This window comes from Paenirhodobacter enshiensis (genome assembly GCF_000740785.1).
Taxonomy (GTDB): domain Bacteria; phylum Pseudomonadota; class Alphaproteobacteria; order Rhodobacterales; family Rhodobacteraceae; genus Rhodobacter; species Rhodobacter enshiensis.
Map to the genome: position 1 here is coordinate 54,692 of NZ_JFZB01000010.1, position 20,107 is coordinate 74,798.

Below are 20,107 nucleotides of genomic sequence, written 5' to 3' on the forward strand. Positions count from 1 at the left end.
CGTTCCGTCAACCGCAGCCGAGACCGATCCCGCATGTTCACCCTGTTTCGATGGCTGGTTCGCCTGATCGCCGGTCTTCTCGCGCTGATCGTGCTCGCCGGAGTGGCGATCTGGTATTTCGCGGCCCGCTCGCTGCCCGATTACAACGCCACCTATAGCGTCGGCGGTATCTCTGCCCCGGTCGAGATCGTGCGCTCGACCGAGGATGTGCCGCATATCTTCGGCGCGAATGACGAGGACGCCTATTTCGCCCTCGGCCTTGCCCATGCGCAGGACCGGCTGTGGCAGATGACGGTGCTGCGCCGCACCGTGCAGGGCCGGCTGAGCGAGGTGTTCGGCGCGAGCACGCTGCGCACCGACGAGCTGATGCGCCGCCTCGATCTTTACGGTGCGGCCGTGAAATCGGTGGCGGCACAGGACGCGCCCACCCGCGCCGCTCTCGAGGCCTATGCCCGCGGCGTCAATGCCTGGATCGAGCAGGTGAACAGCAAGGCTCTTGGCCGCGGTGCGCCCGAGTTCTTCGTGTTCGATGCTCCCATCGCTTACTGGACGCCGGCGGATTCGATCGCGATCCAGAAGCTCCTGGCCGCCGAAAGCTCTCCGGCGCTGCAAAACGAGGTGCTGCGCGCGCGAATCTCGCTGCTCGGTCAGGGCTGGGTGAATGACATTCTGCCCGACATGCCCGGCCAGAGCGTGCCGAAGGGGCCCGAGTATGGCGCGATCTTCCCGACCGTGCCGAAGCAGATGACCATCGAGGATACCGAGGCCCCGATGTCCCCCTTTCCGTCGCCGGCTCTGACCGCCCGGGCGAATGCCTTTGCCGCCGCCGCCCGTCGCTCGGCCGCCGGGGGCACGCTTCTGGCGAACGATCCGCAGATGGGGTTCACCACGCCGTCGTGGTGGTATCTGGCGCGGCTGCAGCTGAAATCGGGCGGCGTGATCGGTGCCACCATCCCGGGCATTCCCTTCATCCTCACCGGCCGGAGCGAGACTTTCGGCTGGGGCATCGCGCCCGCTTATGTCGACGATCAGGATCTGCATGTCGAGGAGCTGAACCCCTCGGACCCGACGCAATACCGCACGCCGGGCGGCTGGAAGCCGTTCGAGACCCGCCGCACCATCATCGAGGTCAAGGATGCCCAGCCCGTCACCATCACCCTGCGCTGGAGCGACAACGGCCCCGTCCTGCCGCCGAGCCATTTCAACCTGGCGGCGGTGACGCCTCCGGGGGCGGTGATGTCGCTCAGCTGGACAGCACTGTCGGAGAGCGACACCACGCTCAGCGCGATGCGGGCGCTGATGCAGGCGGGCAGCATCGACGCCGCGGTGAAGGCGGGCGCGGGCTGGGTCGCGCCGGCGATGGATGTGGTGCTCGGCGATCAGAAGAGTGTCGGGCGCGTCACCATGGGCGCGATCCCGCGCCGCGATCCGCGCAACGTGACCTTCGGGCGGATGCCCTCGCCCGGCTGGCTGCCCGAGGACCGCTGGCAGGGCACCCTGCCCTATGACGACACGCCGCGCGATCTGTCGCCGCAAGACGGCGTGGCGATGGCGACCGACGCGATGACGGTCAACCGCAGCTTCCCGGGCCATGTCAGCTATGACTGGGGCGACAGTCAGCGCATCCAGCGCCTGTCGCGCCTGATGGGCGAGCGCGAGGTGCATTCGCGCGAAAGTTTCATGTCGATCCAGCTCGATACGGTCAGCCAGGCCGCACGCAGCCTGTTGCCGCTGGTGGGCAAGGATCTGTGGTATACCGGCGCCCCGGCGCCCGAGGGCACGCCCGAAAGAATGCGTCAGCAGGCGCTCGGGCTGCTGGCGGCCTGGGACGGCGACATGAACGAGCATCTGCCCGAGCCGCTGATCTACGCCGCCTGGATGAAGGCTCTGCAAAACCGCATCATCCGCGATGAGCTGGGCCCGCTCGCTTCCGAGTTCGACCATCTCGATCCGCTGTTCATCGAACGGGTGTTCCGCAACACCGACGGTGCCGCGCGCTGGTGCGACGTGCTGCAATCGGCCCCGGTCGAGACCTGCACCGACATGGCGCGGATGGCGCTCGACGATGCGCTGATGCAGCTGAAGGCGAAATACGGACCCGATCTGCAAAGCTGGCGGTGGGGCGATGCGCATGAGGCGCGGCAAGATCACCCGCTGCTCGGCCGCGCGGCGTTCCTGAACTGGTTCGTCAACATCCGGCAATCGGTCTCGGGCGGTGATTTCACCCTCGCGCGCAACGCGACGGCGGGCGACGGGGCCGATCCCTTCGCCGCGGTCGCGGGTGCCGGCTATCGCGGCGTCTACGATTTCGCCGACCCCGACAGCTCGGTGTTCATCACCGCGACGGGACAGTCGGGCAATCCGCTCTCGGGCCATTACGACGATCTCGCGGGGCTGTGGCGGCGGGGCGAATACATCCCGATGTCGCTCGACCCCGAACTTGCCCATGCCGCAGCCGCGGGTATCACCCGGCTGGAGCCCGCGACGCCCTGAACCAGCGCTTCCCGGCCCGATCTGGAAGAACCCCACCCCACCGAAAGAAGAAGCCCCCGGCGCGCGAACGCCGGGGGCTTTTTTCTGTGTCGTGCCGGGCTGTGCGGGCCTGACCTGCGGCCCGGGATCAGAGCGCGCGGTAGCGGGCGCGCTGCGTGCCGGTCCACTCGACGTCGAGGACCCAGCCCTCCTTCGTCTCGCGCTCGGTGCGCACGACGTTGTGCTCGTGCAGCCAGGCGCGGCGGCGGCCCTCGTCGAAGGGCACGAGCAGCTCCTCGCGGTGGCGTTCCTCGGCGAGCTGCGCCTCGATCGCCGAGACGAGCGCGGGCACCCCCTCGCCGGTCAGCGCCGAAACCGCCTGGATCGTCGTCTTGCGCGCGTCCTGCACCAGAAGCGCATCGCGCATCGGCTGCGACAGCGCGTCGATCTTGTTCCAGACCTCGATCATCGGCACGTCTTCATCGACCCCGAGCGAGTCGAGGATTTCGGCCACGTCCTCGGCCTGCTCCTCGGTCTCGGGGTGGCTGATGTCGCGCACGTGCAGGATCAGATCGGCTTCGAGCACCTCTTCGAGCGTGGCGCGGAACGCCGCGACAAGCTCATGCGGCAGATCCGAGATGAAGCCCACCGTGTCCGACAGGATGATCTTGCGCCCCGAAGCCAGCGTCACCCCGCGCATCGTCGGGTCGAGCGTGGCGAACAACATGTCCTTCGCCAGCACCTCGGCGCCGGTCATGCGGTTGAACAGCGTGGATTTTCCGGCGTTGGTATAGCCCACCAGCGCGACGATCGGGAACGGCACCTTGCGCCGCGCGGCGCGGTGCAGTTCGCGCGTTTTCACCACCTTCGACAGCTGGCGGCGGATGCGGATCACCTGCTCGTCGATGGCGCGGCGGTCGGCCTCGATCTGGGTCTCGCCCGGGCCGCCGACGAAGCCGAAGCCGCCGCGTTGCCGCTCAAGGTGGGTCCAGGCGCGCACCAGCCGGGTGCGCTGATAGCTGAGCGCGGCAAGCTCGACCTGCAACACGCCTTCGCGCGTGCGGGCGCGGTCGGCGAAGATCTCGAGGATCAGCCCGGTCCGGTCGAGGAGCTTGACCCCCCAGTCCTTTTCCAGATTGCGCTGCTGCACCGGCGTCACCGGGCCGTCGACCAGAACCAGATCGACCTCGGCCGCACTCAGCCGCTCTTTCAGCTCTTCGAGCTTACCGGAGCCGAACAGATGTCCGGCATTGGGTTTCGGAAGGCGCACGACCTCGTGGCCGACGACTTCCATGTCGGGAAGTGCGGCAGCGAGCGACACCGCCTCGGCCAGGCGAAGCTCCGGCTCGCGCCGGGCCTCGGCCGACCTGAGATCGGGGTGAAGCACATAGGCCCGCGTCGGACGGGCCTGCGAGGAAACCGGGGCGCTCAGTCTTCGCCCTCGTACAGAGTGATCGGCTGACCGGGCATGATGGTCGAGATCGCGTGTTTGTAAACCAGCTGCGACTGGCCGTCGCGGCGCAGCAGCACGCAGAAATTGTCGAACCAGGTAATCACGCCCTGCAGCTTGACGCCGTTGATCAGGAAGATCGTCACCGGCACCTTGGTCTTGCGGACGTGGTTGAGGAAGGCGTCCTGCAGGTTCTGTTTATCGGCAGCCATGTGTTTTTTTGCCTTTGAGACTTGACGTTTCTTGTTGTCGCTTCTGGTTGCCCCCGTCACGCGCTGTCACGCATCCCGGCAGGTCGCGCGGGCGCGCACTCCTCCCCCGCGGGTCGAGTATGCGCGGCCCGGGGGCAAGATTCCACCCCCAATTTCAGCCCGTTATCGCGATGTCCCGCAGCAGGTCCGCTTGCGGCCCGGATCAGTTGCGCCAGAACTCGGGGTTCAGCAATGCGATGATCGCCAGCGTCTCGATCCGGCCGAGCACCATGGTGGCGGCAAGTATCGTCTTCGCGGCCACCGACAGTTCCTGCCAGGCAAGCGGATGATCGGCCGCGACGGCCGCCAGCGGGCCGGTGTTCGACAGCGCGGCGATGCTCATGATGACGGCGGGTTCGAAGCCGAGGCCGGTCAGCGTCAGCGCAAGGATCACCACCGCCAGCGTCAGCGAGAACAGGATGAAGAACACCCAGGCGACATAGGCGCCCTCGCGGCGCAGCCAGCGCGCCGTCGGTCCGCCGCCGCCCACCGATGCCGGATGCACCAGCTTGTCGAGTTCGCGCTGGCTGTGGCGCACCAGGGCATAGATGCGCAGCAGGTGAACACCGCCCGCCGTCGTCGCGATACCGCCCCCGGTGATCGCGAGCCCGGTCAGCACCAGCCCGGGCGTGCCGAGGCCGGACCAGGCGCGCGCATCGTCCCAGCTGGTCGATTCGAACCCGGAGGTGGTCAGGAACGACAGCGCGGTGAACAACGCCCCCCAGACCGAGCGCACCACGGCCCCGATCTCGGCCGGCGCCTGAATGTCGAAAGCGGCGATCCAGTGGCGCGCGAACAGCAGCGCCGCCACCCCCAGAACCAGCGCCAGTGCCAGACGCAGCTCCGGGTCGTCGCGCAGCCGCTCGGTCGGGCGCAGCTCGCCCCCGCCGGGCCAGAGCCGGCGCGACAGTGCCGGGATGAGGAACAGGAAGATCAGCATCTCGCCCGCGATCCCCGACTGTGCACCTTGCAGCCCGCCCACCGGCGAGATGCCCGAGGTCGAGAGCGTCGACATCGCATGGCAGGCCGCGATCAGCGGCGCATCGCCCGCCACCATCAGCAAGATCCACAGCACCCCCGTCATGCCGGCATAGGCCGGCAGCAAAACCCGGGTGTAGTGACGCAACCGTTCGGCGGTGGTGGCGCTGTCCTCGCTCGGCGCATAAGAGGGGGCCTCGCCCATGCCGCTGCGCCGCCCCATCCGGGCGAAGGCGCCGGCCTCGCGCGCGCCGAAGATCTCGAATCCGCCGAGGCGCAGCGGCGCAAGCACCGCAATCGCCATCACCAGCATGAAGAAGCCGCCCATCCATCCGACCATCGTGCGCCACAGATGCAGGCTCGGGCTCAGCCGGTCCGGAGTGTAAAGCGTCGCCCCCGTGGTGGTCATGTCCGCGACCATCTCCCACCAGGCATTGAACAGCCCGGTATCGCGCACCGCCTGATTGAGCGGCACCGCACACACCAGCGGCACCAGCGTCAGGATCGCGATGATCGACAGCAGCTGTCCGCGCGCGGCCGGCCCCTCCGCGCCTCCCGCCATCGCCAGCCCCAGCAACGCCGAGAGGAACAGAAACAACAGCGACGAATACAGGAACGCCCGCCCCACCGCATAGTCCGACACCGACCAAGCGTGCGCCGCCGGCACCAGCATGGCAAGCGCCGCGATGGCAATCATCACGACGAACAGAGGAACCTGTTTCAGCGCGTTCGTCATCGCCGCCTCAGAAGAAATCGACCGAAACCTGCAGCAGGCGCTCGACCTCCGAAACATCGGCGGCCAGCACGAACAGCAAGATCACGTCGCCCTCGTCGATCCGCGTGTCCCCCATCGGCCGGAAGATCCTGTCGCCCTTGCGCACCGCGCCCAGAAGCGCCCCCTCGGGGAAGTCGATGTCGCGCACGGTCTTGCCGGCGATCGGCGAGGTGCCCAGAACCTGCGCCTCGATCACCTCGGCCTCGGCATCGCCGATCGAGTAGATCGCCCGCACCCGGCCATGACGGATATGGCGCAGGATCGAGGACACGGTGGTCGCGCGCGGGTTGATGTAGGCGTCGATGTCGAAGGTCGCCATCAGCGGCACCAGCGTCGGATCGTTGACAAGGGCGATGGCCATCTTGCAGCCGGCCTGCTTGGCGCGGACCGAGACGAGGATGTTCGTCTTGTCGTCGTCGGTGACGGCCAGAACGGCATCGGCGCGCTCGATGTTCGCCTCTTCCAGAAGCTCCGCGCTCATCCCGTCGCCGTTGAGCACGATGGTGCGTTCGAGCCCGTCGGCCGCACGTTCGGCGGTCGCGCGGTCGCGTTCGATGATCTTGGCGCGGATGCGGTCGCTGCGCGCCTCGAGCGCACGGGCGACGCCCAGCCCGACATTGCCGCCGCCGATGATGACGATGCGTTCCTGCTTCTTGGTGACCTTGCCGAAGAGTTCGAGGGTGCGGTTCACGTCTTCGGTGAAGGCGAAGACATAGATCTGATCGCCGGCGAACAGCTGATCGTTCGGATCGGGGGCGAACAGCCGCCCCTCGCGGCGCACCCCCACCACGATGGCGCGCAGCGTCGAGAACAGGTCGGTCAGCTGACGCAGCGGCGTGTTCAGCATCGGGCAGTCTTCTTCGAGCGCGATGCCCAGAAGCTGCACCTCGCCGCCGAGGAAACTTTCGGTGTCAAACGTCGCGGGCGCCGAGAGGCGTTGCAACGCCGCCTCGGCCACCTCGCGCTCGGGGCTGATCGCGACGTCGATGGGCAGCCGGTCACGGCCGTAAAGGCTCGCATAGCGCGGATCGAGATAGACCTGAGAGCGCACCCGCGCGATCTTGCGGGTGACGCCGAACACCGATTGCGCGACCTGGCAGGTGACCATGTTCACCTCGTCGGAATAGGTCGCGGCGATGATCAGATCGGCATCGGCCGCGCCCGCGCGCTCAAGCACGTCCGGATGCGAGGCGAAGCCCGCAATCCCCTGAACATCCAGCGTATCGGCCGCACGACGCACCAGATCGGCGTTCGAATCGACGATGGTTACGTCGTTGCGTTCGCCCGCCAGATGGCGCGCGATCTGCCAGCCGACCTGGCCCGCTCCGCAAATGATGACCTTCATCGTGCGACCTCCGTCTCAGGCGCTTGGTTCTAGGGGCAGGAGCATGGGCGGTCAATCGCCGGGCGGTCAGCTGTCGTCCTCGTCGTCCGCCTCGTCATCGAGATGGGCGATGCGCCCGCCGGGCTTCACCGAGGTGACCACGCCGAGCGACTTCAGCTTGCGATGCAGCGCCGAGCGTTCCATCCCCACGAAAGTCGCCGTGCGCGAGATATTGCCGCCGAAGCGGTTGATCTGGGTGAGCAGATATTCGCGCTCGAACAGCTCGCGCGCTTCGCGCAGCGGCAACGTGGCCAGCGCGCCGCCGAGCACGATCCGCCCCTCCTCGGCCGGGCCGGCCGAGGTCTGGAATTCGCGTGCCTCGATCGGTCCGGTTCCCTCGCCGAGGATCAGCGCGCGCTCGATCACGTTGCGCAGCTGGCGGATGTTGCCCGGCCATTCCATTGTCTGCAGCGCCGCCGCCGCCTCTTCGGACAGCACGCGCAGCGGCAACCCCTGCGAGCGGTTGAACCCCTCGATGAAATGACGCGCGAGCAACGGCACGTCCTCGCGTCGTTCGGCAAGCGGCGGCACCGCGAGCGGCACCACGTTCAGCCGGTCGAACAGCTCCTGGCGGAACCGGCCGGCGGCGATTTCCGCCGAAAGGATGCGCGTGGTCGAGGAAATCACCCGCAGATCGACCTTGATGCGCGTGCTGCCCCCGACGCGCGTGAAGGCCTGATCGGTGAGAACGCGCAAGATCTTGGCCTGGGTTCCGGGCGGCATGTCGGAGACTTCATCAAAGTAAATGATGCCTCCATCCGCCTGTTCCAGAAGGCCTTTCTCGATTCCACGTTCGGGCGTTTCGCGGCCGAACAGAACCTCTTCCATGCGCTCGGCGGCGATGGTGGCGGAATTCACCGTCACGAAGGGCGCCGCGGCCCGGGCCGAATTGACGTGAATGTAGCGCGCCGCCGTCTCTTTGCCCGAGCCCGGCTCGCCCGTCAGCATCACCCGCCCGTTCGAGCGCGTCACCTTGTCGAGCTGATCCTTCATCCGCCGGAATGCCGCCGACTGACCGATCATCTCGCCCGCCGCACCGTCGCGCCGTTTCAGGCTCTGGTTCTCGCGCCGCAGGCTCGAGGCCTCCATCGCGCGCCCGATCACCACCATCAGCTGATCGATGTTGAAGGGCTTCTCGATGAAGTCATAGGCGCCCTGCTTGATCGCAGCGACGGCGATCTCGATGTTGCCATGGCCCGAGATGATGATGATCGGGACGTCCGGATGCTCGCGCTTGACCGTTTTCAGGATGTCGATTCCGTCCATCCGGCTGTCCTTCAGCCAGATATCGAGAACCATCAGGGCCGGGACCGCGGCCTCGATCTGGGCCATGCAGTCGTCGGAATTTGCGGCGAGGCGGGTCTTGTAGCCCTCGTCGTTCAGGATTTCCGAGATCAGCTCGCGGATGTCCTTTTCGTCGTCGACGATCAGAATGTCACTCATGACTTGCTCTATCCTTGATGGCCCGCTGGCCCGTGCGGGCCCGCGGTAGTCTGATGACCGCCTCGGCGCCGCGGCGGGCCCCGGGGGCGAAGGCGGGCGCGTCGTCGAGCGTCAGCGTCCCGCCATGTTCTTCGATGATCTTCTTGACGATGGGCAGCCCGAGGCCGGTGCCCTTGGCGCGTGTCGTCACATAGGGCTCGAACAGGCGCGAGCGGTCCTCCGGCAGGCCGATGCCATTGTCGGCGATACGGATGGTGACCGCATCCTCCTCGATGGCGAGGCTGACGCGAACTTCCGGATCCCATCCGTCCGGTGCGCCCTTTTCCTGAAGACCTTCAATGGCTTCCCCGGCGTTTTTCACAAGGTTCGTGATCGCCTGCGAAATCATCGTCGCATCGAATTCCATCACCAGCGCGCCTTCTGGCAGATCGGAACTCAGCTTCGCGCCATGCAGCGCGCCGTCCTGCAGCAGCACCGCGTCGCGCACCAGTCGCACGATGTCATGCTCGCGCCGGTCGGGTTCGGGCATCCGCGCGAAACGCGAGAACTCGTCGACGATCCGGCGCAGATCGCCGGTCTGACGCACGATCACCCCGGTCAGCTGATCCAGCGTCTCGGCGTCCTCGGGCGACATCTGCCGGCCGAACTTGCGCTTGATGCGCTCGGCCGAGAGCTGGATCGGCGTCAGCGGGTTCTTGATCTCGTGCGCGATACGGCGCGCGACGTCGCCCCAGGCAGCCATGCGCTGCGCCGAAACCAGCTCTGTCACATCGTCGAAGGCCACCACGAATCCCGCGCGGGTGCCGTCGCTCGCGCGTCGTTCGGCCATCCGCACCAGCAGGTTCTCCAGACGGCCGTCACGCGACAGCCGGATTTCCTCCTGCACCACCGGGGTGATGCCGTCACGCAGCCGGGCGAACAGAGCGGCGAATTCCGGCACCGCGGCATCGAGCGGCGCATTCTGATCCGCTCCCCCCGGCAGCATCAGCATCCGGCTCGCCGAGCGGTTCAGGAAGTCGATCCGCCCCCCGGCATCGAGCCCGATCACCCCGGAGGTCACCGATCCCAGAACGGAATCGAACAGCCGGCGCGCTTCCTCGCTGCCGCGGTGGGCCTCGACCAGCGCGCCGCGCTGCGCTTTCAGCTCGCGCGTCATGCGGTTGAACGCGGTGCCGAGCGTGGCAATCTCGTCATCGCCCTCTTCCTCGGGCACCCGTGCATCGAGATCGCCCGACCCCACCCGCTCCGCCGCCGCGGCAAGCCGCCCGATCGGGCGCGACAGCCGTTCGGCGAACCACAGCCCGATCCAGACCGCCGCGAGGATCAGGATCATCGCGAAGCCGACATAGACCAGACCGAATTCGAACAGCACCCGGCCGCGCGCCTGCTCAAGCTGCTGATACAGATGCACGGTCTGGCGCGTATCGTCGAGCAGCGACAGAATCTGACCGTCGACCTTGCGGGTGACGTAAAGATAGCGGTCGGCGAAGGGCTTCAGCCGCACCAGCGCGCGCAGCTCGGAGTTCGGCCAGTCCTCGATCAGCACGGTGCGGCCGGCGCCGGCTTCGATGAAACTCTCGTCCGAGGGTTTCTCGTAATCGAACAGGTAGCTGCGGTCGCCGCGTGCGACGATGCTGCCCGACCCGTCGACCACATAGGCCTCCTTCAGGCCGCGCTGGATGTCGGCCTGACCACGGGCGAGGATCTCGCGCAGCATCCCGTCGGTCATCAGTGCCGCCGTCTCGGGCGAGAGCGTGGCGAACCCTCCTGCGAGCGCCTGCACATCCTGCGTCAGATCGCGGCGGTGTTCGTCCTGATAGGCCTCCGCGGCGGCGAGCGATGTCGTCAGAACCGAGCGCACCCGGTCCGAGAACCAGCCTTCAAGCCCGATGTTCACCGTCAGCCCGGCGAAGAGCGCAACCAGCACCGTCGGCACCAGTGCCACGCCCGCGAACACGCCGGTCAGCCGCAGCCCGAGGCGCGAGCCCTGCGTGCGCGCGCGCCGCGCCGCGATCATCTGCACCAGCCGCATGACGATCAGCCCGGCGAGCAGCAGGAAATAAACGAAATCGGCCAGAAGGATCAGCCGCAGCGCGGTCGAATCCGCGCCCTCGCCCATCGGCCCCAGAACCAGGAAGGTCGCCAGCGCCAGCACCGGTCCCAGCACGGTCAGCCCCAGCGTCAGAATGTTCTGCACACGCCGTTGGCGCCGCAGCCTGACAAGCCTGTCCCATGCGCTGCGTTGCACGCTTTGCAAGAATGTCCCCCAAGGTCAACGGACGGGCCGGCCTGCCGGATGGCAGATCGGCCACATCCCCCTGTGGCCCATTTACATCAGTTTGCGTCGCCGTGTCACCTGGATATCCAGATCGGTGATCTTCTTACGCAAGGTATTGCGGTTGATGCCCAGAAGATCGGCGCATTTGGCCTGATTTCCGCCGGTCGCATCGAGCGCGATCTCGATCAGCGGGGCCTCCATCTCGCGCAGGATGCGGTCATACAGCCCCGGCGCCGGCAGATTTCCGCCGTGCAGATCGAAATACCGCCGCAGATGCCGCGCGATCGAGGTCGAGAGCTTCTCCCCCTCGCCGCCGGGCCGCATCGGCTCGACCGCGGGCTGATTGCCGAGAACCGCCTCGACCTCGGCGCGGGTGATCTCTTCCTCGGATGAGGTCACAACCAGCCGGCGGATAGTGTTCTCCAGCTGGCGCACATTGCCCGGCCAGGCGTAGGAGCGCACCAGCGCCATCGCCTCGCCCGACAGATGCCGCAGCCCGAGCCCGTCGCGCTCGGCGCGGGTCAGGAAATGCTCGGCCAGAAGCGGAATGTCCTCGACCCGCTCGCGCAGCGCCGGCACCGCCAGCGTCACGCCGCCGAGGCGATAGAACAGATCCTGACGGAACTTGCCCGCCTCCATCAGCGAGCTGAGATCGACCTGCGTCGTCGCCATGATCCGCGGCGCGGGATCGGGCAGCGCGTCGAGCATCCGCACGATCCGGCCCTGCGTCTCGTCGTCGTAATCGCCCACCTCGTCGAACACCAGCGAACCGCCGCGCGCCCGCGCGATGAGCGAGGACGGTCCCTCGGCGCCCGCGAGATCGGCCGCCTGCGCCACCACGAAGGGCAGCGTGCGCCGATCCGAGAAATCATGAATCGCTCGTGCAATCAATGACTTGCCGGTCCCGCTTTCACCAAGGATCAGCACCGGCAAATCGGCGTTCATCACCCGCGCGACCAGCCGATACAGCGCCTGCATCGCCGCGGTGCGCCCGACCAGCGGCAGGTCCGTGCCTTCGGTGCGCGGCTCGACGATCTTCGGGATCACCTGCGCCTTGCGCTTCTGTTCCAGCGCGCGCGCCGCGCGCTTCATCAGATCGGGCAGATCGAAGGGCTTCGGCAGATAGTCGTAGGCATCGGCCTCCGCCGCCTGGATCGCCGTCATGATGGTATTCTGCGCCGAGATCACGATCACCGGCAGCCCGGGGCGTTCGCGCGCGATGCGCGGCAGCGCCTCGAGGCCGTTGCCGTCGGGCATGACCACATCGGAAATCACCAGATCGCCCTTTCCTTCCTCGACCCAACGCATCAGCGTCATCAGCGAGGCGGTGGCATGGACCTTGCAGCCGGCGCGCGTCAGCGCCTGCGTCAGGACCGTGCGGATCGTGCGGTCGTCGTCTGCAACAAGAACGGTGCCGTCCATCGGTCAGCTCTCCTTAGGGGCGACAGGCAGGGAGATGCGGAAAACCGTGCGGCCAGGCACAGAATCCACACTGATCCAGCCATCATGTTCGGAAATGATCTTCGAAACCAGTGCAAGGCCAAGCCCGGTGCCGTTCTCGCGGCCGGAGACGAAGGGCTCGAACAGCGATCCGGCGATGTCGGGCGGGATGCCGGGGCCGTCGTCGATGATCTCTATCTGCAGGGGCAGCGCCTGCCCCTTGCCATCGGCCCGACGCAACCGCAGCGCGTAATCGTAAAAGGTATGGATACGGATCGTGCCCGGCCGGCCCTTGGCGGCCTCCGCGGCGTTCTTCAGCAGGTTCAGGAACACCTGCGTCAGCTGATCGGCATCGCCGAGCGTGGACGGCAATGAAGGGTCGAAATCCTCCAGGATCGTCATGTGCGAGCCGAACCCCACCGTCGCCGATTTCCGCGCCCGGTCGAGAACGTCGTGGATGTTGACGGGCTTCTTCTCGGGCGGGCGGACATTGCCGAACTGCTCGACCTGTTCGAGCAGCTTCACGATGCGGCGCGTCTCGTCGACGATCAGATCGGTGAGTTCCAGATCCTCGCCCGAGAGGTTCATCGACAGAAGCTGCGCCGCCCCCGCGATCCCGGCGAGCGGGTTCTTGATCTCATGGGCCAGCATCTCGGCCATGCCGATCGCCGAGCGCGCCGCCGATTTCACCATGCTCGCCCGGCCGAGCCGGTCGGCGATCTCGCGCGGGTTGATCAGCAACAGAACGGTGTCCGGCTCCTCGCCAAGCGGCGCGGCCTGAATGTTGCACTGGATGGGCGCGCGTTCGCCGGTGGTGACGTCGACATCGTTGACGAAGGTGGCGGCGCGGTTCTTGCGCACCCGCGCGAAGATTTCCTCGAGCGGCGCGGCAATCGCAAGCCGCTCCATCACCGACTGGCCCTTGAGCATCTTGCTCGACAGGTTGAGGAAGTATTCCGCAGCCGGGTTGATCTCGATGACGCGCTCGTCGCCGTCGATCAGCAGGGCCGGGATTGGCAATGAATTCCAGATGGTTCCCGGGGCGGGCAGGCTCATGCCGCGATCCTTTCGCCGAATGCCCTGCGGATCAGACCGAGGGTCTCTTGTGCGGTGGACGAGACCATCATCTCGGCACGCAGCGGCGCGCCGGCGCGCTCGGCATACCAGCCGAGGTGTTTGCGCGCGAGCCGCAGCCCGAGGTCGGCCCCGTAGAAAGACAGGATGGACTCGTAATGTTCGGCGACCAGATCGGCGAGGGCATCGCCCTCGGGGATCGCGGGGGCCGGTGTGCCGTGGATCGCATGGGCGATCTCGGCCAGAACCCAGGGGGCGCCCTGCGCGCCGCGCCCGACCATGACGCCGGCCGCTCCGCTCGCCTTCAGGGCGGCGGCGGCCGAGACGGCATCGGTCACATCGCCATTCGCGACCACCGGGATGCCGACCGCATCGCGCACCGCGCGAATCGCGGCCCAGTCGGCTGTGCCCTTGTAAAACTGCATCCGCGTCCGGCCGTGGATGACGATCATCTTCACCCCGGCCGCCTCGGCGCGGCGCGCGATCTCGGGCGCGTTCAGGCTGTCCGTGTCCCAGCCGAGCCGCATCTTCAGCGTCACCGGCAGATCGACCGCGCCGGTCACCGCCTCGATCAGGCGCAGCGCGTGATCCGGGTCGCGCATCAGCGCCGCGCCGGAATAGCCGCCCGTCACCTTCTTCGCCGGGCAGCCCATGTTGATATCGACGATCTTCGCGCCCATGTCGGCGACCATGCGCGCGGCCTCGGCCATCGGCTGCGCCTCGCGCCCGGCAAGCTGCACCGAGGCTGCCATGTCGAGCCCGAGTTCCGTGCGTGCCTTGGCCCGGACCGAGGGTTTCGCCGTCAGCATCTCGCCCGAGGCGACCATTTCCGACACCACCAGACCGGCACCGAACCGCGCCACGATCCGCCGGAACGGCAGATCGGTGATCCCCGCCATCGGGGCCAGCAGCACCGGCGGCCACAGCCGGAAAGTATCGAGCGTGATCGTCACGGAGGCTCCCTTCGTTGCTTTCACCTGCTAGCTATTTACCGTCGAAAATACAATTCTGAGCCCTCGGTTTCGGCAGCAAAAACTGGCACATGCCCACAATATAGGCAAATTCACCGAGAAATCGAGCCAAAACTGGGGAGGAAGCCGCCGAGAGGCCGTATTTCCTTCGGGGTGTGCCCGCAAACGCGCCGTTGTCGCGCCTGAAATCCGCGCAATCGCCGGATTAGGCGTCACGACGCTTTGCGCAAGGCGGCACGATTGCGTCGGCCCCGCCCTTGCCCTAGAACCCGAAGCCCGGAGGGGACGAGATGACGACAGCGGTAATCATTGTGGCGGCGGGGCGTGGCACCCGCGCGGGCGAAGGCGAACCCAAGCAATGGCGTCCGCTGGCCGGCGAGCCGGTTCTGCTTCACACCCTGCGCGCGTTTCAGGGCATGGGCCGTATTGTCGTGGTGCTGCACCCCGATGACATGGCGCGCGCGGCGGCGCTGTTCGGCGGGCTCGCGACGCTGGTCGCGGGCGGGGCGGACCGGGCGGGATCGGTGCGCAACGCGCTCGACACGCTCGAGGGCAGCGAGGTGACGCGGGTGCTGATCCATGACGGCGCGCGGCCTTTGGTGCCCGGGCCGGTGATCGCCGGAGTGCTGTCGGCACTCGATACCGCGCCGGCCGCCGCCCCTGCCCTTGCGGTGACCGATGCGCTCTGGCTCGGCACGGACGGCCATGTCGCCGGCACCCGCGACCGCAGCGGACTTTACCGCGCCCAGACCCCGCAGGGCTTCCGCTTCCCCGAGATCCTCGCCGCCCATCGCGCCCATCCGGGCGGCGCCGCCGACGACGTCGAGGTCGCCCGCGCCGCCGGACTGGCCGTCGCCATCGTGCCCGGCTCGGAAGACAATCTGAAAATCACCTGGCCGGGCGATTTCGCCCGTGCCGAGACCATCCTCGCCGCCAGAAAGGGCCAGAACATGGATATCCGCACCGGCAACGGCTATGACGTCCACGCCTTCACCGAGGGCGATCACGTCACGCTTTGCGGCGTCAAGGTGCCGCATGGCAAGGGATTGCTCGGCCATTCCGACGCCGATGTCGGCATGCACGCGCTGACCGATGCGATCTATGGCGCGCTCGCCGAGGGCGATATCGGCCGGCATTTCCCGCCGTCCGACCCGCAGTGGAAAGGCGCCGCCTCGGAGATCTTCCTCGACCATGCGGCGAAGCTCGCCGCGGCGCGTGGCTACCGCGTGTCGAACTGCGACGTCACGCTGATCTGCGAACGGCCCAAGATCGGCCCCTTCGCGCTTGACATGGCGGCGACGCTGGCGCGCATCATGGGTATCGCGGCGGACCGGGTCTCGGTCAAGGCCACCACCTCGGAGCGGCTCGGCTTCACCGGGCGCGAGGAAGGCATCGCCGCCATCGCAACCGTCACCCTGATCGGAGATTGACATGTCGCCCGAGACGCAGCGCCTCATCAACACCGTCGGCTATATCGGCACCCTGCCCAGGGCTCCCGGAACCTGGGGATCGCTTGCGGCGATGCTCGTGGGCTGGGGGATCGACCGCTGGATCGGCACGCCGTTCCTGGTGGTGGCGACGATCGTGGTGACCATCGTCGGCTTCTATACGGTGGGCCTCGCGCTTGCCGACCGCCCGGGCGAGGATCCGTCGGAATTCGTGATCGACGAGGTGGCGGGCCAGTGGGTGGCGATGCTGTTCCCCGCACTCGGCTTCGCGGTGCACGGCGTGCCGATGGTCTGGCCGGGGCCGGTCTTCGCTTTCCTGCTGTTCCGGCTGTTCGACATCTGGAAGCCCTGGCTCGTCGGCCGGGCCGACCGGCGCAGCGATCCGGCGGGCGTCATGCTGGACGATCTCTGGGCGGGTCTGTTCGCGGGCATCTGCACGGTGATCCTCGCCGGCCTCTATCACGGGATCATGGGGCTGTGAGCGCCGAGCGCCTGCTCGCCGCCGCACGCGCCCGGGGGCTGCGTATCGCCACCGCCGAAAGCTGCACCGGCGGCATGGTCGCGGCGGCGCTGACCGACATTCCGGGCTCGTCCGACGTGTTCGAGCGCGGCTTCGTCACCTATTCGAACCTTGCCAAAGAGCAGTTGATCGGCGTCTCGGCCGAGACGCTCTCGGCCCATGGCGCGGTGTCGGAACAGGTCGCGCGCGAGATGGCCGAGGGCGCCCTCGCCCATTCCGCGGCGGATCTGGCGGTCTCGACCACCGGCATCGCCGGCCCCGGAGGGTCGGAGCACAAGCCCGAGGGCCGGGTCTGCTTCGGCCTCGCGCACAAGGGCCACGCGACAATCACGGAAACCGTCGAGTTCGGCGCTCCGGGTCGAGCCCGTGTGCGCGAAGCGGCGCGCGACCATGCGCTTGCCCTGCTTGAACAGGCGCTGGCGCAGGACTGAAATCGCGAAAGGGGCTCTGCCCCTCTTGCCCCTGCGGGGCAATTCACCCCGGGATATTTGTGGAAAGATGAAAGCAGGGGCGCCGCGCTCATCTTTCGATTCGCCGAAAATATCCCGGGGGTGAGGGCCGAAGGCCCGAGGGGGGCAGAGCCCCCTTTTCCGTCAGGAAAATACAGCGTTCAGGCGCCGTAAAGCGTGGCGGCGCGATCCTCGAAGGCCTTGACGATACGGCGCATCGCCTCGTTGAACACCACGCCGATCACGCCTTGCAAAATCGCGTTGCGGAACTCGAAATCGACGAAGAATTCCACGTCGCAGCCACCTTCCGGGCGGTCGGCGAAGGTCCACCAGCTCTTCAGATATTTGAACGGGCCGTCGAGGTATTCGGTATCGACCCGGTGGCGCGCCGGAAACAGCGTCACGCGCGAACCGAACCGTTCGCGGAACACCTTGAACGAGATGATCAAATCGGCCTCGAGCACCTCGGATCCCGCTTCCGGCCCGGGCCTGCGCGAGCGGATGCGCGCGGCCGAATTCCACGGCAGGAATTCCGGATAGCGCGGCACATCCGCCACCAGATCGAACATCTGCTGCGCCGTGTAGGGCATCACCCGCTGTTCGGTATGTGTCGGCATCGTCTGTTCCGTCCGGGTTTTCAACGCGCCCTGATTGCGATAAATGCGAAGGGCAATCAAGGCCTCATCCCCATCGAGGACACGCGCGATGTCGCAACCTGCCGCCCCGGCCCGCCTCACCTACCGCACCAGCGGCCTCGTCACCCCCGACGGGCGCCCCTATGTGATCGACCAGATGATTTCCGCCAAGCGCATCGCCGCGCGGGTCGAGGCGCTGGCCGACGAGATCACCGACAGCTTCCGCGACACTGACAAGCTGGTCGTCGTCGGTCTGCTGCGCGGCTCCTTCGTGTTCATCGCCGACCTCGTGCGCGAGATCGACCTGCCCGTCGAGGTCGACTTCCTCGAAGCCTCGAGCTATGGCGACGCCATGTCCTCCTCGCGCGAGGTCCGCATCCTGAAGGATCTGCGCGCCGGGATCGAGGGGCGCGACGTACTGGTCGTCGAGGACATCATCGACACCGGTCACACGATGAAGCACATCATGGGGCTGCTGAAGGCGCGCAATCCGAACCGGCTGGAAAGCTGCGTGCTGCTCGACAAGCCGTCGCGGCGCGAGGTCGACATTCACGCCACCTGGACCGGCTTCGAGATCCCCGACGAATTCGTCGTGGGCTACGGCATCGACTTCGCGCAGCGCAATCGCAACCTGCCGTTCATCGGCAAGGTTCGCTTCACCGACAGCGCCGGAGCGTAAGGCAATGAATTTCCTGTGGTTCCTGCGCATGGTAAAATGGGCGCGGAACCCGCCTTCGATGAAGCAGGTGAAGTTTTTCGGTGCGGTTCTGGCAATCGTTCTGGTGATCGTCGGGCTCGACATGCTGGGGTTATGGCCAGACTGGGCGCATGTCGCGGGCAAGCCGAAGATCCATTGACCTTCTCAGCCATCGGGCCCCGGGTTGCCGCTGGTCCCGCCCAGAAGCGGCTCGATCTGGTCTTCGATGAAATCGTCTGTCAGCGGGCCGGAATGGTGCAGCAGCACCTTGCCGTCGCCGTCGATCACGAAGGTCTCGGGCACGCCCGCGATGCCCCAGTCGAGGCCCATCTCGTTCTTCGGATCCTGACCGAGCGCGGTGAACGGATTTCCCATGTCATTGAGGAAGTCCATTGCCTTTGTCGGCTGATCCTTCCAGTCGACCCCGTAGACCGGCACGCCATTCGCCTGCAGCGACATCAGCTCGGCGTGCTCCTCGCGACAGGGCGGACACCAGGAGGCCCAGAAATTTACCAGCTTCACCGTCCCGTCGCGCAGCGTGGCATCGGTGAAAGGGGCCTCGGGGCCGAGGGCGCCAAGGCGCACCGCAGGCGCCGAGCGGTCCTGAAAGGCCGAGGGCACCTCGGCGGTGCCGCGATGGATGACGACCCAGCCAAGCCCTCCGGCAAGCACCGCGAAGGCAACAACAGGCAAGAACATCAGCGGCTTAACCATGGAACGGCCTCTCGGGGACGGGGGATCCGAAAGCGGCCTCGGCCCGTGCGAGACGAACACGCGCCCGGGCGCCTTGCCAGACCGTCACCGCAATCAGGGTCCCGAGCAGACCGAGCGTCGCCCCGAAGGCGCCAAGCACTGTCGCCGCGTAAATTTCCAGATCCGGCATCATGCGCGACGCGCCCTTTCTTGCAGGAAATCGATGCGGCGGCGGCAGATTTCGGTCCGCGTGCGCGCCAGAACCAGTGCAACCGACAGCGCGACGAACCCGGCAATCGTCACCACCAGCGGCACCCAGTAGACATTGGCGATATGCTCGGCCCGGTCAAGGCTGAGCGTGGCCCCCTGATGCAGTCCCTGCGCCCAGAACAGCACCGCATAGCGCGACACAAGCGCGAAGACCGATCCGACGAGACACAGCAGCGCCGCGAGATCGGCGGCCGCCTCGGTATGCGGCACCGCGCGCCACAGGGCGACATAACCGAGATAGGAGAGAAACAGGATCAGGAAAGCGGTCAGTCGCGGATCCCAGGCCCACCACGTGCCCCAGACCGGCTCTCCCCACAGCGCGCCGGTTACCAGCGCGATCAGCGTCATCGTCAGCCCGACCGGTGCCGCCGCCTTCGCCGCCAGCGCCGAAACGTGATGGCGGCGCACGAACCACAACCCCGAGGCCAGAACCATCATCAACCACAGGTTGATTGCCATCATCGCCGCCGGCACATGGACATAGATCACCTTGACCGAGGCGCCGAACCCCTGAGCAGGTGGCGTCAGCATCAGCCCCCAGGTCAGGCCCGTGCACAGGCAAATCCCCGCCGCGCCCGAAACCCAGGGCAGCACCGCGCCCGACAGGCGCATGAAAGCGGTGGGATTGGCATGGTCCCAGAAAGTCATGTGCATTGCTATCTCCTTGCCCGGAAACGCTCAAATCACTAGCGCGTCAACGGGCTCAGCGTCCGCGCAGGGCGACGCGCAGGGCCGCGGCGGCGGCAAAGGGCAGCCCTGCGGCGGCGGCGGCACTCGCTCCGGCGAGAAGGGCCAACGCCGGTGTCGGGCCCTGCCCCTCGATGCCGCGCCGGGCGGCCTCGGTGCCGAAGATCAGCACCGGAACCGTCATCGGCAGCA

20 protein-coding genes are annotated in these 20,107 nt (G+C 67.1%); 6 read left to right on the forward strand and 14 right to left on the reverse strand.

Annotated elements, in window-relative coordinates; all coding sequences use genetic code 11:
- The first annotated feature begins 33 nt into the window (after positions 1-33).
- Positions 34-2,493, forward strand: a complete 2,460-nt coding sequence (locus CG50_RS07845) for a penicillin acylase family protein (RefSeq protein WP_036636822.1) — start codon at positions 34-36, stop codon at positions 2,491-2,493.
- Positions 2,494-2,620: 127 nt separating this feature from the next.
- Here the strand turns inward: CG50_RS07845 and hflX are convergent, their stop codons facing one another.
- The 9 genes from hflX to dusB form a co-directional block, all read right to left on the reverse strand.
- A complete protein-coding gene (gene hflX, locus CG50_RS07850) occupies positions 2,621-3,904 on the reverse strand; it encodes a GTPase HflX (protein ID WP_036636824.1) in 1,284 nt (427 codons plus the stop codon).
- Complete coding sequence (hfq, locus tag CG50_RS07855) at positions 3,901-4,134, reverse strand: RNA chaperone Hfq (protein ID WP_036636826.1); 234 nt, start codon at positions 4,132-4,134, stop codon at positions 3,901-3,903. Before hfq ends, hflX begins: the two co-directional genes overlap by 4 nt.
- Before the next feature lie 202 nt (positions 4,135-4,336).
- On the reverse strand, positions 4,337-5,887 hold the full coding sequence (locus CG50_RS07860) for a TrkH family potassium uptake protein (RefSeq protein ID WP_036636828.1): 1,551 nt from the start codon (positions 5,885-5,887) through the stop codon (positions 4,337-4,339).
- Between the two features lie 7 nt (positions 5,888-5,894).
- Positions 5,895-7,271, reverse strand: coding sequence for a Trk system potassium transporter TrkA (gene trkA / locus CG50_RS07865; RefSeq protein ID WP_036636831.1), 1,377 nt, complete (start codon positions 7,269-7,271; stop codon positions 5,895-5,897).
- Between the two features lie 66 nt (positions 7,272-7,337).
- Positions 7,338-8,753 (reverse strand): nitrogen assimilation response regulator NtrX, encoded by a 1,416-nt coding sequence (gene ntrX / locus CG50_RS07870; RefSeq protein ID WP_036636833.1) that lies wholly within the window; start codon positions 8,751-8,753, stop codon positions 7,338-7,340.
- On the reverse strand, positions 8,746-11,001 hold the full coding sequence (locus CG50_RS07875) for a sensor histidine kinase NtrY-like (RefSeq protein WP_036636889.1): 2,256 nt from the start codon (positions 10,999-11,001) through the stop codon (positions 8,746-8,748). The genes ntrX and CG50_RS07875 overlap by 8 nt, the downstream gene beginning before the upstream one ends.
- Before the next feature lie 81 nt (positions 11,002-11,082).
- A complete protein-coding gene (locus tag CG50_RS07880; protein ID WP_036636836.1) occupies positions 11,083-12,453 on the reverse strand; it encodes a sigma-54-dependent Fis family transcriptional regulator in 1,371 nt (456 codons plus the stop codon).
- A 3-nt stretch (positions 12,454-12,456) separates the two neighbouring features.
- Positions 12,457-13,527 carry a two-component system sensor histidine kinase NtrB gene (locus tag CG50_RS07885; RefSeq protein WP_036636838.1) on the reverse strand — a complete coding sequence of 357 codons (1,071 nt, stop codon included), beginning with the start codon at positions 13,525-13,527 and terminating at the stop codon, positions 12,457-12,459.
- The gene (dusB, locus tag CG50_RS07890) at positions 13,524-14,498 is read right to left on the reverse strand and encodes a tRNA dihydrouridine synthase DusB (RefSeq protein ID WP_036636840.1); all 975 of its coding nucleotides are present in this window, start codon (positions 14,496-14,498) and stop codon (positions 13,524-13,526) included. Before dusB ends, CG50_RS07885 begins: the two co-directional genes overlap by 4 nt.
- A gap of 308 nt (positions 14,499-14,806) precedes the next feature.
- Here dusB and CG50_RS07895 point away from each other — a divergent pair, with 308 nt between their 5' ends.
- The 3 genes from CG50_RS07895 to CG50_RS07905 are packed head-to-tail and all read left to right on the forward strand — an operon-like array spanning position 14,807 to position 16,915.
- Positions 14,807-15,946 (forward strand): bifunctional 2-C-methyl-D-erythritol 4-phosphate cytidylyltransferase/2-C-methyl-D-erythritol 2,4-cyclodiphosphate synthase, encoded by a 1,140-nt coding sequence (locus CG50_RS07895; protein ID WP_036636842.1) that lies wholly within the window; start codon positions 14,807-14,809, stop codon positions 15,944-15,946.
- A 1-nt stretch (position 15,947) separates the two neighbouring features.
- A complete protein-coding gene (locus tag CG50_RS07900) occupies positions 15,948-16,445 on the forward strand; it encodes a phosphatidylglycerophosphatase A family protein (protein WP_036636844.1) in 498 nt (165 codons plus the stop codon).
- On the forward strand, positions 16,442-16,915 hold the full coding sequence (locus tag CG50_RS07905; protein WP_036636845.1) for a CinA family protein: 474 nt from the start codon (positions 16,442-16,444) through the stop codon (positions 16,913-16,915). The genes CG50_RS07900 and CG50_RS07905 overlap by 4 nt, the downstream gene beginning before the upstream one ends.
- Before the next feature lie 179 nt (positions 16,916-17,094).
- On the opposite strand, the gene CG50_RS07910 is transcribed toward CG50_RS07905, so the two are convergent.
- Positions 17,095-17,550 (reverse strand): type II toxin-antitoxin system RatA family toxin, encoded by a 456-nt coding sequence (locus CG50_RS07910; protein ID WP_036636855.1) that lies wholly within the window; start codon positions 17,548-17,550, stop codon positions 17,095-17,097.
- Between the two features lie 175 nt (positions 17,551-17,725).
- Here CG50_RS07910 and hpt point away from each other — a divergent pair, with 175 nt between their 5' ends.
- Positions 17,726-18,247, forward strand: a complete 522-nt coding sequence (hpt, locus tag CG50_RS07915; RefSeq protein WP_036636891.1) for a hypoxanthine phosphoribosyltransferase — start codon at positions 17,726-17,728, stop codon at positions 18,245-18,247.
- A 4-nt stretch (positions 18,248-18,251) separates the two neighbouring features.
- Positions 18,252-18,425, forward strand: coding sequence for a hypothetical protein (locus CG50_RS17230; RefSeq protein WP_169743350.1), 174 nt, complete (start codon positions 18,252-18,254; stop codon positions 18,423-18,425).
- Positions 18,426-18,430: 5 nt separating this feature from the next.
- Here CG50_RS17230 and CG50_RS07920 read toward each other — a convergent pair whose 3' ends face one another.
- The 4 genes from CG50_RS07920 to CG50_RS16535 are packed head-to-tail and all read right to left on the reverse strand — an operon-like array spanning position 18,431 to position 20,099.
- Entirely contained in the window at positions 18,431-18,979 is a 549-nt protein-coding gene (locus CG50_RS07920) for a DsbE family thiol:disulfide interchange protein (RefSeq protein ID WP_036636857.1), read from the reverse strand.
- Entirely contained in the window at positions 18,972-19,151 is a 180-nt protein-coding gene (locus tag CG50_RS07925) for a heme exporter protein CcmD (protein ID WP_036636859.1), read from the reverse strand. Before CG50_RS07925 ends, CG50_RS07920 begins: the two co-directional genes overlap by 8 nt.
- Positions 19,148-19,876, reverse strand: coding sequence for a heme ABC transporter permease CcmC (gene ccmC, locus CG50_RS07930; RefSeq protein WP_036636895.1), 729 nt, complete (start codon positions 19,874-19,876; stop codon positions 19,148-19,150). Before ccmC ends, CG50_RS07925 begins: the two co-directional genes overlap by 4 nt.
- 55 nt (positions 19,877-19,931) lie before the next feature.
- Complete coding sequence (locus CG50_RS16535) at positions 19,932-20,099, reverse strand: heme exporter protein CcmB (protein ID WP_394297133.1); 168 nt, start codon at positions 20,097-20,099, stop codon at positions 19,932-19,934.
- Positions 20,100-20,107 lie beyond the last annotated feature (8 nt).